Origin of the sequence: Nocardioides marinisabuli, from assembly GCF_013466785.1 — a bacterium.
Lineage (GTDB): Bacteria > Actinomycetota > Actinomycetes > Propionibacteriales > Nocardioidaceae > Nocardioides > Nocardioides marinisabuli.
Window position 1 is genome coordinate 1,597,332 of sequence record NZ_CP059163.1, and the last position, 16,060, is coordinate 1,613,391.

At 65.0% G+C, this 16,060-nt stretch carries 13 protein-coding genes; all 13 read left to right on the forward strand.

What is annotated here, in order from left to right; translation table 11 throughout:
* The first annotated feature begins 155 nt into the window (after positions 1–155).
* On the forward strand, positions 156–2,603 hold the full coding sequence (locus tag H0S66_RS07685) for a type I restriction-modification system subunit M (protein ID WP_179614864.1): 2,448 nt from the start codon (positions 156–158) through the stop codon (positions 2,601–2,603).
* The gene (locus H0S66_RS07690; protein WP_179614865.1) at positions 2,600–3,835 is read left to right on the forward strand and encodes a restriction endonuclease subunit S; all 1,236 of its coding nucleotides are present in this window, start codon (positions 2,600–2,602) and stop codon (positions 3,833–3,835) included. Before H0S66_RS07685 ends, H0S66_RS07690 begins: the two co-directional genes overlap by 4 nt.
* Positions 3,832–6,948, forward strand: coding sequence for a type I restriction endonuclease subunit R (locus tag H0S66_RS07695; RefSeq protein ID WP_179614866.1), 3,117 nt, complete (start codon positions 3,832–3,834; stop codon positions 6,946–6,948). Before H0S66_RS07690 ends, H0S66_RS07695 begins: the two co-directional genes overlap by 4 nt.
* Positions 6,935–7,657 carry a M48 family metallopeptidase gene (locus H0S66_RS07700; RefSeq protein WP_179614867.1) on the forward strand — a complete coding sequence of 241 codons (723 nt, stop codon included), beginning with the start codon at positions 6,935–6,937 and terminating at the stop codon, positions 7,655–7,657. The genes H0S66_RS07695 and H0S66_RS07700 overlap by 14 nt, the downstream gene beginning before the upstream one ends.
* 191 nt (positions 7,658–7,848) lie before the next feature.
* Complete coding sequence (locus H0S66_RS07705; protein ID WP_179614868.1) at positions 7,849–9,141, forward strand: HsdM family class I SAM-dependent methyltransferase; 1,293 nt, start codon at positions 7,849–7,851, stop codon at positions 9,139–9,141.
* Between the two features lie 3 nt (positions 9,142–9,144).
* A complete protein-coding gene (locus H0S66_RS07710) occupies positions 9,145–10,305 on the forward strand; it encodes a restriction endonuclease subunit S domain-containing protein (RefSeq protein ID WP_179614869.1) in 1,161 nt (386 codons plus the stop codon).
* Positions 10,293–11,264: a hypothetical protein gene (locus tag H0S66_RS07715; protein ID WP_179614870.1), complete on the forward strand. Its 972-nt coding sequence runs from the start codon at positions 10,293–10,295 to the stop codon at positions 11,262–11,264. The genes H0S66_RS07710 and H0S66_RS07715 overlap by 13 nt, the downstream gene beginning before the upstream one ends.
* Positions 11,265–11,468: 204 nt before the next feature.
* Positions 11,469–12,407, forward strand: a complete 939-nt coding sequence (locus tag H0S66_RS07720) for an IS3 family transposase (RefSeq protein WP_179614871.1) — start codon at positions 11,469–11,471, stop codon at positions 12,405–12,407.
* 80 nt (positions 12,408–12,487) lie between these two features.
* Positions 12,488–12,898, forward strand: coding sequence for a hypothetical protein (locus H0S66_RS07725; RefSeq protein WP_179614872.1), 411 nt, complete (start codon positions 12,488–12,490; stop codon positions 12,896–12,898).
* Positions 12,895–13,266 (forward strand): hypothetical protein, encoded by a 372-nt coding sequence (locus tag H0S66_RS07730; protein ID WP_179614873.1) that lies wholly within the window; start codon positions 12,895–12,897, stop codon positions 13,264–13,266. Before H0S66_RS07725 ends, H0S66_RS07730 begins: the two co-directional genes overlap by 4 nt.
* Before the next feature lie 448 nt (positions 13,267–13,714).
* Positions 13,715–14,317: a TetR/AcrR family transcriptional regulator gene (locus H0S66_RS07735; RefSeq protein WP_179614874.1), complete on the forward strand. Its 603-nt coding sequence runs from the start codon at positions 13,715–13,717 to the stop codon at positions 14,315–14,317.
* The gene (locus H0S66_RS07740; RefSeq protein ID WP_179614875.1) at positions 14,314–14,829 is read left to right on the forward strand and encodes an SRPBCC family protein; all 516 of its coding nucleotides are present in this window, start codon (positions 14,314–14,316) and stop codon (positions 14,827–14,829) included. Before H0S66_RS07735 ends, H0S66_RS07740 begins: the two co-directional genes overlap by 4 nt.
* Positions 14,826–16,040, forward strand: coding sequence for a cytochrome P450 (locus tag H0S66_RS07745; RefSeq protein ID WP_179614876.1), 1,215 nt, complete (start codon positions 14,826–14,828; stop codon positions 16,038–16,040). The genes H0S66_RS07740 and H0S66_RS07745 overlap by 4 nt, the downstream gene beginning before the upstream one ends.
* Positions 16,041–16,060: the final 20 nt, after the last annotated feature.

Here is a 16,060-nt window from a genome sequence, read left to right on the forward strand (position 1 = left end):
CGTATTCATCCGTCGCGGCCGATTAGGCTCACTCTTGCGGGGACGAGCGTGTTGTGTCAGTCTTCTCGGCTTTGCTCGTGCGACCCCGCGGTCCTCGCGATCACTCGAGTGTTCGGTGGGCAACAGGCATGCCCATAACGGTAGGAAGGCCGATCGTGGCACTGAAAAAGTCCGACCTCTACTCCTCGCTGTGGAGCAGCGCTGACGAGTTGCGCGGCAGCATGGACGCCAGCCAGTACAAGGACTATGTCCTGACGCTGCTGTTCGTGAAGTACGTGTCGGACAAAGCTAAAGCCGACCCATACCCGCTCATCGAGGTGCCCGAGGGCGGCTCATTCGACTACTTGGTCACGCTCAAGGGCAAGGCTGATGTCGGCGAGAAGGTCAACGTCGCGATCCGCAAGCTCGCCGAGGCGAACGACCTCCAAGGCGTCATCAACAACGCCGACTTCGACGACCCGACCAAGCTGGGCTCCGGCAAGGAACTCCAGGACAAGGTGTCGAACCTGATCGGGATCTTTCAGGACATGGACTTCTCAGGGTCGAAGGCCGAGGGAGACGATCTCCTGGGTGATGCCTACGAGTACCTGATGCGGCACTTCGCAACCCAGTCCGGAAAGAGCAAGGGTCAGTTCTACACACCGGCCGAGGTCTCCCGTGTCATGGCCCAGCTGCTGCAGATCCCGGCTGGAACCCCGAAGGCCACGACCGTCTATGACCCAACCTGCGGCTCCGGTTCGCTTCTCATCAAGGTGGCCGACGCGGCTCCGAACGGCCTGACGATCTACGGCCAGGAGAACGACAACGCCACCTGGGCGCTCGCCCGCATGAACATGATTCTGCACGGCAATGAGACCCACGAGATCGTACAGGGCAACACTCTCTCGGACCCGAAGTTCCGAACGGGCGACAAGCTCGCAACATTCGACTACCTGGTCGCCAACCCGCCATTCTCCGTGAAGACATGGAAGAACGGCCTCGACGAGGACTACGACCGCTTCGACGGCTTCGGCTGGCCCCCGGAGAAGAACGGCGACTACGCGTTCCTACTGCACATGGTGAAGTCGCTCAAGTCGACCGGTAAGGGCGTCGTCGTCCTGCCCCATGGCGTCCTCTTCCGTGGTAACGCCGAAGCGACAATCCGCACCGAGCTCATCAAGCGCGGCTACATCAGGGCGATCATCGGCCTGCCCGCGAACCTGTTCTACGGCACAGGCATCCCCGCTTGCCTCATCGTCCTCGATAAGAACGATGCCCAGGCACGCACCGGCATCTTCATGATCGACGCAAGCAAAGGCTTCGAGAAGGACGGCCCCAAGAACCGCCTTCGACCACGCGATATGCACAAGATCGTCGACGCCTTCGTCAACCAGAAGGAGATCGACCGTTACTCCCGCATGGTGCCGCTGAGCGAGATCTGCGACAAGAAGAACGACTACAACCTCAACATCCCGCGCTACATCGACAGTTCCGAGCCCGAGGACATCCAGGACCTCCACGCCCATCTGCGAGGCGGAATCCCGAACCGCGACCTCGACGCGCTGCAGCCGTACTGGGACGCGTTCCCCAGCCTCCGCAGCCAGCTGTTCAAACCGCTTCGCGAGGGCTACTCCGAGCTGACCGTCGACAAGGCTGACATCCAAGTCACGATCACTGGCTCCTCGGAGTACGTCGCCTTCGCGGAGGGCACGTTGGCAAGGGTCGACGCCTGGTGGGCGGACAAGCGCAAGCTTCTCGTCGACATCACTGACACGACGCGACCGAACGACCTCATCCATGACGTATCCGAGGCTCTTCTCGAAGACTTCCGTCCGAGGCCTCTGATCGACGAGTACGGCGTCTACGAGCAGCTGATGAGCTACTGGAACGCCTCGATGCACGACGACGTCGCCCTCATGGTCAGCGAAGGATGGGACCGCGCAGCCAAGCCGCGTCTTGCCCGGACTTGGAAGGACAAGAACAACAAGACCAAGTTCGAGGAGGCCCACATCGTGACGGGTGCACGTGCCGCCGCGAAACGTTGGGTCATGGACCTGATCCCGCCGGAGTACGTGATCGCGCGATTCTTCCCGACGGAGAAGGCGGAACTCGATCAACTAGTCGCCAATCATGAGGCTGCGACGCAGGCCCTTAATGAGTACACGGAGGAGCACGCCGTCGAGGAAGGTCTGCTCTGGGAGGCCGTCGAGGACGACAAGATCAGCAAGGCGCTTGCGGCTGTGCGGCTGCGCGTCGCGAAGCGCGAGGGTGCGGAGGCAGACGAGCTGGAGGCACTCCAGCAAGTGATCAAGCTCTACGACGCGGAGGCCGCAGCCAAGAGGGCAGTCAAGGACGCGACGGCGAAGCTTGAGGGCAAGGCCCTGGCGCAATACGCGAAGCTGTCCGTCGAGGACGTCCAGGCCCTCGTGATCGACGACAAATGGGGCGGAACGATCCGGAGCCGGATCGGGACCGAAGTGACTGCCCTGGGCCAGGTGCTGGTTGCTCGCCTTTGGATGCTTGGGGAACGCTACGAACGAACCCTGCTCGAACTCGACGCCGAGGTCGAAGCGGCTAGAGCCAAGGTCGCAGAGCATCTCGGTGCTATGGGGGTGCTGGAATGACGAGTGTTGTCACCGAACTCGGGCAGATCACGACTTGGCTTTCGGGCGGGACGCCGTCCCGCGCGAACGAGAGTTATTGGGCTGGGGACATTCCGTGGATCTCCGCGTTCACGCTGAAGCAGACTCGGCTCAGTGACTCGGATCAGCATCTGACGAGCGCGGCGGTTACCGCGGGGAGCAAACTCGCGCCGCAAGGCGCAATCCTCGTTCTCGTGCGTGGCATGGCACTGCACCGGGAGGTGCGGGTCGGCATCGCGACCCGGCCGCTTGCGTTCAACCAAGATGTGAAGGCGCTCATCCCCGGACCTGGTGTAGATCCAGAATTCCTCGTCTACTCGCTTCAAGCCCGGGTGGCTCTGATTCGCGGCTTGGTGAGCTCCGCGGGGAGCGGAACTGGCGTCCTCGACACCTCTCGCCTCAAGCGCCTCCCGCTTTGGCTTCCGTCCAAGGGAGAGCAAGTCCAGATCCGAGAGATGATCGCTGGCGCGGACGAGCAGTGTGACGCGCTCGCCGGGCTCATTGCGAAGAAGCGTGAGATCAGGCTGGGGATGCTTCAAGCACTGCTGACCGGTCACGTCAGGCTTCCCGGATTTGACGATGAGTGGCGAGAGATCGTGCTTGGCGACCACGTTTCGTATCTGAGGACGGTTCCGCTCTCGCGTGAGCAGCTCGACGAGTCGTCTCCGCTGCGGTGCCTCCATTACGGCGACATCCACACAAGAGCGAGCGTCCGCCTCGACGCGGCGACCGAGGCGATGCCGCGGGCTCAGGCCGTGCTTGCGGGCCAGGCTGGCAGGCTGGCTCCTGGTGATGTTGTCTTTGCTGACGCGTCCGAGGACCCAGCAGGCGTTGGCAAGTCTGTGGAGATCACGAACGTTCCAGCTGGGGGCGTTGTCCCCGGCCTTCACACCATTGCGGCGCGATTCGACCGCGCAGTTCTGGCCGACGGCTACAAGGCGTATCTACAGTTCATCCCGAATTTTCGTGAGTCCTTGCTGCGTCTCGCCGCGGGTACCAAGGTGCTTGCGACAACCCGCAACTACATCTCGAGTGTGCGACTTGTTGTTCCGGGTGTCGAAGAGCAGTCGGCAATCGCGCGTGTCCTTCTCGACGCCGATGCCGAGATCGACGCGTTGGAGCGTCGCCTCGAGTCGGCCCGAGCGATCAAGACCGGCATGATGCAAGAGCTGCTCACTGGTCGTACCCGTGTTCCCATGGAGGTCGACCTATGAGCAACGTCGGCCAGAAGGAACGTGAGACTCAGAACCGGGTCGTTGCGCACTTCCGGGATCGCTTGAGGTACGAGTACGGCGGCAACCTGGAGGACCGGGACAACCCCAATGTCGACGAGCTGCAGCTCCGTCAGAACCTGCTGGCTCGCAAGGTTGACCAGGAACTCGTCACGCGTGCGATACAACAGCTCCTGACCGCTGCCTCCCTCGGATCTGGTCAGTCGCTCTACGACGCCAATCGCAAGGTGTACGACCTGCTGCGCTACGGCGTAAAGGTCAAGAAAGACGTCGGCGAGAACTTCGAGACGGTGTGGCTCATCGACTGGGACAACCCGGCCGCGAACGACTTCGTGGTCGCCGAGGAGGTCACGGTCAAGGGCGAGCACACCAAGCGGCCAGACATCGTGCTCTACGTCAACGGCATCGCGATGGGAGTCATTGAGCTCAAGCGCTCCTACGTCAGCGCGAGCGAGGGCATCCGCCAGAACATCGGCAACCAGAAGCAGACCTTCGTGCGGCCGTTCTTCACCACGGTGCAGCTTCTTTTCGCCGGCAACGACGTCGAGGGCCTGCGCTACGCCGTTATCGACACTCCGGAGAAGTACTGGCTTGAGTGGAAGGAGGCTAAGACCAGTCAGCTGGGCGCCGATGTCGCGAACCCGCTGGACCGGGCCATTACCCAGATGTGCTCCAAGGGGCGCTTCCTCGAGCTCATTCACGACTTCATCGTGTTCGACGCGGGCACCAAGAAGACCGCGCGCCACAACCAGTTCTTCGGGGTGAAGGCGGCTCAGGCCCGCATCCGCTCCCGCGAGGGCGGCATCATCTGGCACACCCAGGGCTCGGGAAAGAGCCTAACCATGGTCTGGCTCGCCAAGTGGATCCAGGAGAACCAGACCGACGCCCGCGTCCTGATCATCACCGACCGAACTGAGCTCGACGAGCAGATCGAGAAGGTCTTCGGCGGGGTCAACGAGAAGATCACGCGGTCGCGCTCCGGTGCGGACATGGTCACGCTCCTCAACCAGAGCCACCCGTGGCTCATGTGCTCGCTCGTGCACAAGTTCCGTGGTTCCGATGACGAGTCCTCGCGCGACGAGGACGCGGCGGACTTCATCAAGGAACTCAGCGGCACTATCCCCGCGGACTTCAAGGCCAAGGGTGACATCTTCGTGTTCGTCGACGAGGCGCACCGCACCCAGGCGGGCAAGATGCACCGCGCAATGAAACAGCTGCTGCCGGAGGCGATGTTCATCGGCTTCACTGGCACCCCGCTGCTCAAGGCCGACAAGGTGACGAGCATCGAGACATTCGGGTCGTTCATCCACACGTACAAGTTCGACGAGGCCGTTGGCGACGGCGTGGTGCTCGACCTGCGCTACGAAGCGCGGAAGGTCGACCAGGAACTCAAGGGTGCCGCCCAGGTGGACAAGTGGTTCGACCTCAAGACCCAGGGCCTGACCGACCTCTCGAAGGCTCGCCTGAAGAAGCGCTGGGGCACGATGCAGAAGGTCACTTCGGCCAAGTCCCGCGCAGAGATGATCGTCCAGGACGTCCTCATGGACTTCGCGCGCGAACCCCGGCTGATCTCCGGACGTGGCAACGCCATGCTCGTCGGCGACGACATCTACCAGGCGTGCAAGTTCTACGAGCTCTTCGCTCAGGCCGGATTCAAAGGCAAGGTTGCCATCGTCTCCAGCTACGTTCCCAACGCCACCAAGATCTCCAAAGAGGATGCCGGCGAGGGTGACAATGAGGAACTCCGGAAGTACGACATCTATCGCCAGATGCTGAGTGACTACTTCAACGAGCCTGCCGACAAGGCGGTGCTGCGCATCGAGGAGTTTGAGAAGGAGGTCAAGCGCCGCTTCATCGAGGAGCCGGGACAGATGAGGCTGCTCATTGTCGTCGACAAGCTTCTGACCGGCTTCGACGCACCGAGCGCCTCCTACCTCTACATCGACAAGAAGATGCGCGACCACGGTCTCTTCCAGGCCATCTGCCGCGTCAACCGCCTCGATGGTGACGACAAGACCTACGGCTACGTCATCGATTACCGCGATCTCTTCAAGTCCCTCGACAAGGCCATCACCGACTACACCTCCGAGGCTCTCGACGGCTACGCCAAGGACGACATCGAAGGTCTCCTTGAGGATCGCATCAAGCAGGAGCGCGAGGACCTGGACGAAGCGCTCGAAAGGGTCAAGGCGCTCTGCGAGCCGGTCGCCGCACCCAAGGGAACGGTCGAGTACCAGCACTACTTCGTGGCATCGGTGCCGGGGGACGTTGAACAGATTAAGGACAACGAGCCCAAGCGCGGCGAGCTCTACAAGTCCGTCGCGGCACTGATCCGCGCGTACGGAGCACTGGCTAACGACATGGACCGCGCTGGCTACACCGCTGCCGAAGCCAAGGCCATCAAGAACGACGTCGCGTACTTCGTCGCCGTCAAGAACGAGGTCGAGGTCGGCGCCGGCGAGAACATCGACATGAAGCAGTTCGAGGCGGGCATGCGGGCGCTCCTCGACACCTATATTCAGGCCGACCCCGTGGAGCAGGTCGCCACCTTCGACAAGGGTCTTGTTCAGCTCATCGTCGAGCGCGGCGCCGACGCCATCGACATGCTGCCCGAGGGGATCAAGAAGAGCCCTGAGGCGGTCGCCGAGACGATCATCAACAACGTCCGCAAGACGATCGTCGACGAACGCGCAATGAACCCGAAGTACTACGACCGCATGTCCCTGCTGCTCGACGCCATCATCGAGCAGCGACGTCAGGACGCGATCGAGTACGCGGAGTTTCTAGCCAGGCTCCTTGAGCAGGCCGAGAAGATCGGGAAGGGCGAGTCCGAAGCAGGGGTCACCCACCCAGATTGGGCCAGCACGCCGGCGCGCCGAGCGCTCGTCGATTTCGCGTGGCCACAGGGCATCGAGATCGACATCGAGTACGTCCACGACATCATCCAGAGCGCCAAGGAGCACGGCTGGGCGGGGAACCCAATGAAGGAGCGCGCGCTGGCTCGTGAGCTGCGCAAGATACTGCCAGACGGCTTCGACAGCCAGAGCATGAAGGAGCTCATCGACCGACTCAAGGAGCACGATGAGTACTGCTAGCGCCTACCTCACCGTCGCAGGTCTTGGCGTCGACGTCATCTACAAGGACATCAAGAACCTGCACATCTCGGTGTATCCGCCGGTGGGCCGGGTGCGAGTCGCGGCCCCGCAGCGGACTGACGAGGACACGATCCGACTTGCCGTCGTCCAGCGGCTGCCGTGGATCAAGCGTCAGCGTGAGCAGCTACAGAAGGCGGAGCGCCAGTCGAGGCGCGAGATGCTCTCGGGTGAGACCCACTATGTGTGGGGAAAGCGGTACCAGCTCGACGTGTCCCGCGCCGGCGGCCACTACCGCGTCGAGGCCAAGGGCAAGACCCTGTGGCTGGTGACGCCGAAGGGAACTGACGCGGACGGTCGCCGCTCGGCGTTGGATCGCTGGTACCGCCGTCAACTCAAGGAGGCCGTGCCTGCCCTTCTGGAGAAGTGGCAGCCCATCGTCGACGTCGAGGTGGACAAGGTCGTCGTCCGCCGCATGAAGACGAAGTGGGGGACCTGCATCGCGCATTCCCGCACGATCTGGCTCAACCCGGAACTTGCGAAGAAGAACCCCCGGTGCCTTGAGTACATCGTCGTCCACGAGCTGGTGCACCTGCTGGAGCGCGGCCACGGCGATCGCTTCGTTGAGCTCATGAATCAGTTAATGCCCGACTGGCGGGCCCGGCGCGACGAACTCAACAGGGCTCCCTTGGCGGAGGAATCGTGGGTCTGAACATGTTGGAGTCATGCAGCCGGCAGCGGGGGCCGGTGGCATCAGCAGGCACGATGCGGGCGACGAGGTTCCAACCTCAGCCGATGGCCACGATCGGATCAGATGATCCGGGTTCCAGAAATTGGTAGCAGAGGGCTCGTTAACGTGATACGTTCTCCGGCTCGCTTTCACCCGAAGAATGAGGAAGTCACATGCTGAATGAGCCGCAGCGCCGAGCGGATATCCGCACCACGCTGCAGGCTGCCGGGTACTCGGTCATTCAGTTCGAACCGGCTATCGGCAGCACCAATGACTTCCGCCCGGACGTGATCGCGTTCGCCGCCGACTCCCATGGAAACCTGATTCCCCGGGTTGCAATTGAAGTCAAGTCCGGTGTTGCCATGAAGCGCCCAGAATTCGTCCTCCCCGCGCTCGCGCGGAGCCGCGAACTTCTGGGGACGACGGAGCACTACGCAGTTATCGGTGACCAGTGGTACCGAGCCGACCGAGGACTCCGCTCGGTCGAACGCGTACCGGGACCTGATCCGCTCGACGACACCGGGGTGGGAAGCGGCTTCGTTACCGACCTTTCGCTGGCAACCTCGCTGCTTCTCGATCGACTCCGAGCGGAGGCGGGTGACCGACGAGGTCGTGAATCCACCACTACCTTCCCGCCAGCCGACATCATGGCTGAGACATTGCTGCCCGGCGTCGAGACGGTTAGCGGCGACTTCGTCCCGGTCGACCACAAGGTGCTTTGGCAGGCACGACGGCAAGCGCTGGTGGAGTTCGCCAGCGGCGCGCGTTCGACCAGCGCCCATGTTTCGGACTCTCTCATTGCCCAAGCCGTCGCCCACCTGATCGGCTCACGGCTTGATGGCACCGTGCTCGATCCGTTCTGCGGTACGGGGTCCTTCCTCTGGGCGGCCTTGGACCGCGCCGTGCAAATAGAAGGTCCGGTGGAGTTCGTGGGTGTCGAGCGCGAGCCAGATCTCGCCGAGCTCGCGGGACATATCGCTCTCTCCGCTCCCATGCCCGCGACCGTCACCTGCGATGACGCGTTTTCAACGGAACTGCCCGAGGCCCAGGCCGTCGTCTCAGCGCCGCCCATCGGAGGGCGGATGCAGGGCGAGCGCCACTCCCTGCTGACCGGTGATCAGACTTCTGAGACGGAGCTAGCTGCGCTGGACGCTTGCATTCGCACCCTGGCCCCCGGGGGGCGAGCGGTACTGCACCTGCCTATTGGCGTCACCTTCAAACGCGGCGTACACGAGCGCTACCGTGACTTCCTGTCGAACGAGTGCCGGGTGGCTGCTCTGATCGGCCTTCCGCCGGGCGCCCTTGAGGGCACGCAGATCAGGTCCCTTCTGCTCGTGGTTGATCGAGATCAGCCGGGCGACACGTTCGTGGCCCAGCTCGGCGCCGACTGGCGCACACAGCTGGAGAAGGACGGCGCCGCGCTCCAGGCGGCACTGGAGCATGTCGACGACAGTTCGAGGGGGTGAGGCATGCTCACCAGTACTGTCGTCGACCTCCGACGGATGCCCAGCTGGGACCCGAGGCAGCTCACCGCCGAGGCCTTCTCCTGGCCAACAAGTGAGCCTTTGGTGCCAGTTCGTGGACTCGCCACCCGTGTAGCGGCGCAGTCCTTCGCCGATGCCGGGGCGCCAGTTGTGCTGCCCCAGGGCATCGATCAAAGCCGCGGTGGCATCCGGAAACGGGCGAACACCTACCAGGGTCCGGTCTTCCAGGTAGGCCGCGAGTTGCGCGAGGGTGATGTGCTCATTCCCCGAGCCGAAGCTGGCCCGGCGCTGTACATCTCGCGGAAACGCCAAGGCTCTCTCTTCGCTGGGAAGTTCCTCGCTCTACGGCCATTGAACGAGCGGACCGCCCTGTGGCTTTGGGCCGTCCTGAGTTCGCAAACTGGTCAGCGCTGGCGCGGAAGCCTCAGCCGCGGTTCCATCTCCCCGATCCTCGACGCGCTGACGCTCCTGGATTCGGCGTTGCCGCTCCCAAGCGAGGCAGATCTGCGTGGTCTTGCTGATCGGCTTCAAGCCGAGGAGCGCACGACGCACATCGACGAGGAAGAGCCGGCTCAGACGTGGTGGCGCGCGGTCGACCTACGGGACCACGGGTGGCACCTGTCGCTGGCGACCCCAGAGCCCGAGATCCTCCACGCGGGGACACCGCTGAGTGCCTGGAGTGCCGACATTCGACCAGGCCGCAACATGAACGCGGTCGCGGTGGAGGGTGAGGTGCCCGGCTATCTCCCCGTTGCTGACATCTCAACGCTCAGTGGCAGGCCGCCTCGACGCTGGGCGCCCGCTGATGGCGACAACTCGGTCATCGCTGAGCCAGGGGACCTGCTGGTGGCAGCCCTCGGCAATGCGGCGCATGCGAGCATTGCCGAGACTCCAGCCGCCATAGACGCGAAGGTCTTCCGGGTCAGGCTGGCCACACCTGAGGTCGGGCCATGGATCGCGCGCTACCTCAACTCTCAAGCCGGCTACCACGCGCGACAGGTCTTGCTCACCGGTTCGGCGTTGCCACACCTCAGACTCGATGACCTCGCGCGGCTCCCCATCCCGGAAGGTGAGCTCCGGGCGCAATCCCCCGAACCTCTCCAGCCGTTGGCGACCCGCCTGGAGGACCTCCTGTGGTCGCGTTGAAGTGCGAGCTCTCGCCGGTGGTATTCGCCGAGCTGTACCAGCAGTTGCTGTCATCAGGTCGTGACCTGCGAGAGTCAGTCGAGCTCCGGCTCGCCGACCTCGGCTACGACCTCGAGGACCTGCAGTCATGGGCTGAGCTATACCGAGCGAACTGGCAGGCCCAGCTCCCGTACCTCAACGCCGACACGGCAGGCGACTTCGCGTGCTCCGAGGAGCACGCCATCGTGGCCAGTTGGCTCCTGGCCGGGCTGCGAAACCACAGTGATTCAAGTGCCTTGTCATACGCCCTGGACACTGCCGTACAGCAACACACGCTGGGGACCACTGGACTTGAGGGCACCCCACGCCCGCTGTCTCTGCTACCCGTCATCCGCGGATGGACGCTCGGAGCCGTGGCGCCAACGAGTGTCCCGAACTTGCCGATGGTCCTCGCACGACAGCCAGACGATGAGGCGATCGCCGCGGCGTACCAAGGGCTGATTGAACACGTGCTCCACCTCGACGTGGCGGCGGAGCACCCGTGGCCGGAGTTGATGGGATCCGCGATCTACGTACGCGCCGGCGGTCTGGCCGGTGCGTTGCGCCCACCACCCCCTCCGCCGCCGAACCATGGCCTCTCCTGGTCGATCGAGAAGCTCATGGGAGAGTCCCAACGTCAGATCTCCTCATCGATCTTGTCCCGACTTAGGAGCAACTGGAACGGGTGGGTGGAGAGGCGAAACGTCCTCACCCACGTGCGGCTTGATGAAGGGATGGGGAGCGCGACCTTCAGCGCGGCAACTGCGCTCGTCCGGACTTGGGACGATGTGGAGACGACCTTGCTGGCGATCACCCACTTCGTCTGCCAGGAGGTCTCCATGGAGTTGTTCGAGCCGCCACTGCCGGCAGCTGTAGCGAAGGACCCCTGGCGCCGCTACCTCAAGCGTGAACTTGAAGACGCTTGGTGGATGAGTGCCTAGGAAGACAAACGACGGGGGATGCCATGCCGTATGAACTGGGCAAGCGGCTGGTGGTCGGCGTTGCCTCCAGCGCACTGTTTGACCTTAGAGTCCGATGCCTACTTCCGAGAGCACGGCGAGCTGGCGTATCGCGAATACCAGGACAAGCACTGAATCGCGCTGGGTTGGTTGGAGTCTCCATCGTTTGGAAACGAGGATGGACTCATGCCGAAGGACACGACCGCGGGGAAGCCGACGGCGCGTCGCTACAGCCCTGAGGAGAAGGCCGCTGCAGTGCGGATGGTCAGGACCCTGCGTGCCGAGCTCGGCACCGAGCACGGCACGGTCCAGCGCGTCGCCGCCCAGCTGGGGTACGGCACCGAGTCGGTGAGGTTGTGGGTGCGTCAGGCCGACATCGACGAGGGCCATCAACCGGGACTCAGCACCACCGATGCGGAGAAGTTAAAGGCCCTGGGTCACGACGTCGGTCGCGACCAGGTCGCTCGGCTGATGCGGACCGCTGGCATCGAGGGGGTCCGGCGCACCAAGCGGGTCCGCACCACAAAGCCCGACCCCGGCGTGCCCCGCCACCCTGACCTGGTGGGCCGCGACTTCACCGCCACGGCCCCCAACCAGTTGTGGGTCACCGATCTGACGTTCGTGCCGACCTGGGCCGGGATCGCTTACGTCTGCTTCATCATCGACGCCTACTCGAGGATGATCGTGGGGTGGCGGGTCGCCTCGCACATGCGCACCACGATGGTCCTCGACGCCATCGAGGTGGCCCGCTGGTCACGCGGCACGACCCTGACAGGGTTGCGCTGCCACAGCGGTGCCGGCAGTCAATTCACGTCGATCCGATACGGCGAACGCCTCGCCGAAATCGGCGCCGTCCCATCGATCGGCACCGTGGGCGATTCCTACGACAATGCGCTCGCTGAGACCGTGAACGGCTACTACAAGGCCGAGCTCATCCGCGGACCTGCCCGTGAAGGACGCCCGTGGAAGACGGTCGAGGACGTCGAGCTCGCGACCTTGTCCTGGGTCCACTGGCACAACCACGACCGCCTGCACGGCTACTTGAACGACGTCCCTCCAACAGAGTTCGAGGAGACGTTCTACGCTCAGACACGGACCGACCAACCCCTGGTCGGAATCCAATAACCCGAGTCTCCATCAGACCCAGGGCGATTCACTTCGAGATCGGTGCGGTTAACAACGCCGATGGCACCAAGGCCGACGGCGTGTACCTCTTCAACGGCGTCCCGCTGTGCCCTGGCGCAGCCCGCCGCCTCGAGGAACTCGCCGGCACCCTCACGAAGCCCGAGGAGGCGAAGATGAGTGACCAACAGTTGCTTGCCCACGCGGAGGTGCTCGCCGAACTCGAACCGCTGCGGATGCGCACCAACGGTCGTCCCCAACTGGTGCCGCTGCGTAAGCGCGGCGGACAGAGCAAGACGGCCGCGTCCGCCGGGCCGGAGATGGTCATGAAGGTCACGGTCACCTGCCCCATGATCTCCGGCACCGCCCGCTGCCCCGTTTTCGATGAGTTCAATGACGCTGCGTTCTCACACTTGCCCGCAGTGCCAGACGCCCCGATCCATCTCGACGATCACCAGCGGCCGCTTGCTGTCGAAACGCCAACGGCAACATGACGATCAACATCCCCCTCCCAGCGTTCAAGACTTGGCAGGACTTCATGGTGGGCTCCTTCGAGCACTGCGACTGGTACACGAGCCCGCGGAGCGCAGCCGAACGGTGGAACTCGCTGCTCAAGCGTGCTCACGGCGGAGCCGACTTCTCCCGACGGTCCATCGCCCCCCGCAAGGCCGCCTTCCATGCCCTCACAGTCGCCGTCTCGATCGCAGTCACCAACCGGCGGGCGCTGCAGACCTACGAGGCCAACATCAAGACCCGCGGCGGCGTCCTGCCCGAGCCGCCGGGCAAGCAGCACAAGGCACGCCGCAAGATCAGGCTCAAGACGGCCCGCGCGGCCAGGCGAACCCAACGCATCGCCGCCTGATCACGCGGCCCATCGAAGGCGCCCACCCCACCCGGGGTCGGGCGCCTTCGGCGTACTCCCAGCTATAGGGTTCAAGCGGGTCGCGCAAACGAATCGTGGGAGTTCTCCGCCGCGAAATCGGCGGGATCGATTCCAGCCGATCGGAACCGCCGACGACCCGGACCGCCTAGCGGTCCACCCGCAAGGCGGCAGCTCGCCAGAGGCGCACCAGCGGGGCTGAGACGCGCCGTTTCACGCCTCTGACCTGCGCAAATGAATCGTTGGAGAAGTCAGAACGAATCGTGGGAACCGCCATCCGACTCGCCAACCACGCAGGAAAGATCAACCGGTCACCACCACATGACGAACGGCCGGGTCCTCAGGACCCGGCCGTTCGTCGTTCCACGAGGTCGTCGCGCCGTCTGGTCCACCCTTGTGCGCTCCAGGGAACTGATACACACTGCCCGATGTGTCTCAGGTAGCGCGCCGGCCCCGCTCGGACCGGACCCAGGTCGACGCCCTCCTCGACGCCGCGGGCCTGGCCTTCGAGCGCTTCGGGGTCGCGCAGGCCACGATGGTCGACGTCGCCACGATCGCGGGCTGCTCGCGGGCCACGCTCTACCGGCAGTTCCCCAACCGGGAGTCGCTGCGGATGGCCTTCGTCCACCGGGCCACCCTGCGCATCGCCGTCGAGATCGCGCCCCACCACGTCCCCGGCGACCCCGCCTCGATGGTCGACCTCATCCAGCGCGGCATCCGCGCGGTCCGCTCCGACCCCCTGCTCGCGGTGTGGTTCGAGCCGCAGAACATGTCGGTGCCGATGGCGCTGAGCCAGGGCTCGGAGCTCCTGCGGGAGATGAGCACCGCCCTCGCGCAGGAGTACGCCGACGACCCCGACGCGCTCGCCGACGCCGAGCTGCGCGGCGCCTGGATCCTGCGCTGCATCGTCTCGCTCCTGGCCATGCCGGGCGAGAGCGAGGAGGCCGAACGGGTCTCCCTCACCACGTTCCTCGTCCCGCTGCTCCTCCCGGGCAGTGCCGACCACAGCGCCAGAACAGGAAGCCGACCATGACCTCTCTGCCCTGCGACAAGGTGGGACTCGACTTCTTCGACTCCGCCCCCACGCTGCACCGCGTCGAGCGCGAGCTCGCCGCGACGCCGGCGGAGGTGTTCGCCGCCTTCCTCGACGCCGAGGCCTGGAAGACCTGGGCCGTGCCGATCACCCGCGTCGAGTGGACCTCGGGATTCCCGCTCGAGGTGGGCTCGACCCGCACCGTGCACATGTGGGGCGGCGTCGTGGCCCACGAGGAGTTCCTGGCCTACGCCGAGGGCACCCGGATGGCCTTCCGCTTCAACGAGGTCTCCCGGAAGGCGGTGCGGGCCTTCGCCGAGGACTACCAGGTCACCGACCTCGGGGGTGGCCGCTGCCGGGTGGTGTGGACGATGGCCATGGACACCGGCCGCCGCGCGGGGGTGGGCGCCCGGCTCGTCGACCCGGTGATGCGGGTCGGGCTGGGGCACATGCTGGGCCGCTTCGCCCGGCTGGTGGAGTCGCGGTCGGCCTCGACGGGGGCGGGCCGATGAGCACCGACCGGCTGGCCGACGTCGACCTGACCGACGCCTCGGTGTGGGAGCAGGCCGCACCGCACGACTGGCTCGACCGGCTGCGCGCCGAGAGCCCGGTGCACTGGCACGACGAGTCCGACGGGCCCGGCTTCTGGGCCCTGACCCGCCACGAGGACGTCCACCGGGTCTCGACCTCGCCCCGGGAGTTCTCCAGCCACGCCGGCGGCCCGTTGCGCCTGGACCCCGAGCCCGACGCGCTGGAGCAGCTGCGGATGGTCATCATCGGGATGGACCCGCCCGACCACCGGACCTTCCGGGCCATCGTGTCGAAGGCCTTCACCCCGCGCACGATGGCCCGCCTCGAGGCGTCGCTGCGCGCGGAGACGGTGCGCGTGGTCGGTGAGCTGCGCGACGCCCGGCGCTGCGAGTTCGTCACCGACGTCGCCGCCCGGATCCCGATGTGGTCCATCAGCGAGCTGATGGGCGTCCCGCCCGAGGACCGGCAGCGGCTCTACGAGCTCAGCCACGCGCTCATCGACGACCAGGACCCCGAGATCGCGCCGACGCCGGACACCGCCCTGGTCGCCTCCGCCGAGATCTTCGCCTACGCCGCGGAGATGGCGGTGCGGGAGCGGGCACATCCCTCCGACAACCTCACCGGCGCGCTCCTGCAGGCCGAGGTCGACGGTCGCCGCCTCGACGACATGGAGTTCACCCTCTTCTTCCTGTTCCTCATCGTCGCCGGCAACGAGACGACCCGCACCGCCACCTCGCAGGGCCTGCTCGCGCTGCTGCAGCACCCCGACCAGATGCAGCGGCTGGTGGCCGACCCGGGCCTGGTGCCCTCCGCGGTGGAGGAGATGCTGCGCTGGGAGCCGCCGATCCAGCACTTCCGGCGCACGGCGACCGAGGACCTCGACCTCGGTGGTCAGGCGATCGCCCGCGGAGACAAGGTCCTGATGTGGTACGCCGCGTCGAACCGCGACCCCGCCGTCTTCGCCGACCCGCACGCCTTCCGGATCGACCGCTCACCCAACCCGCAGCAGTCCTTCGGCATCGGCGAGCACTTCTGCCTGGGCGCCAACCTGGCGCGCATGTCGCTGCGGCTGCTCTTCACCGAGCTCCTCGCCACGGTCCAGAACGTCCACCTCGAGGCGCAGCCGCGCCGGCTGCACTCGAACCTCATCAACGGCATCAAGGAGATGCGGATCGGCTACGACGTCCGGTAGGAGCAGCGGCCCGCGGGTGG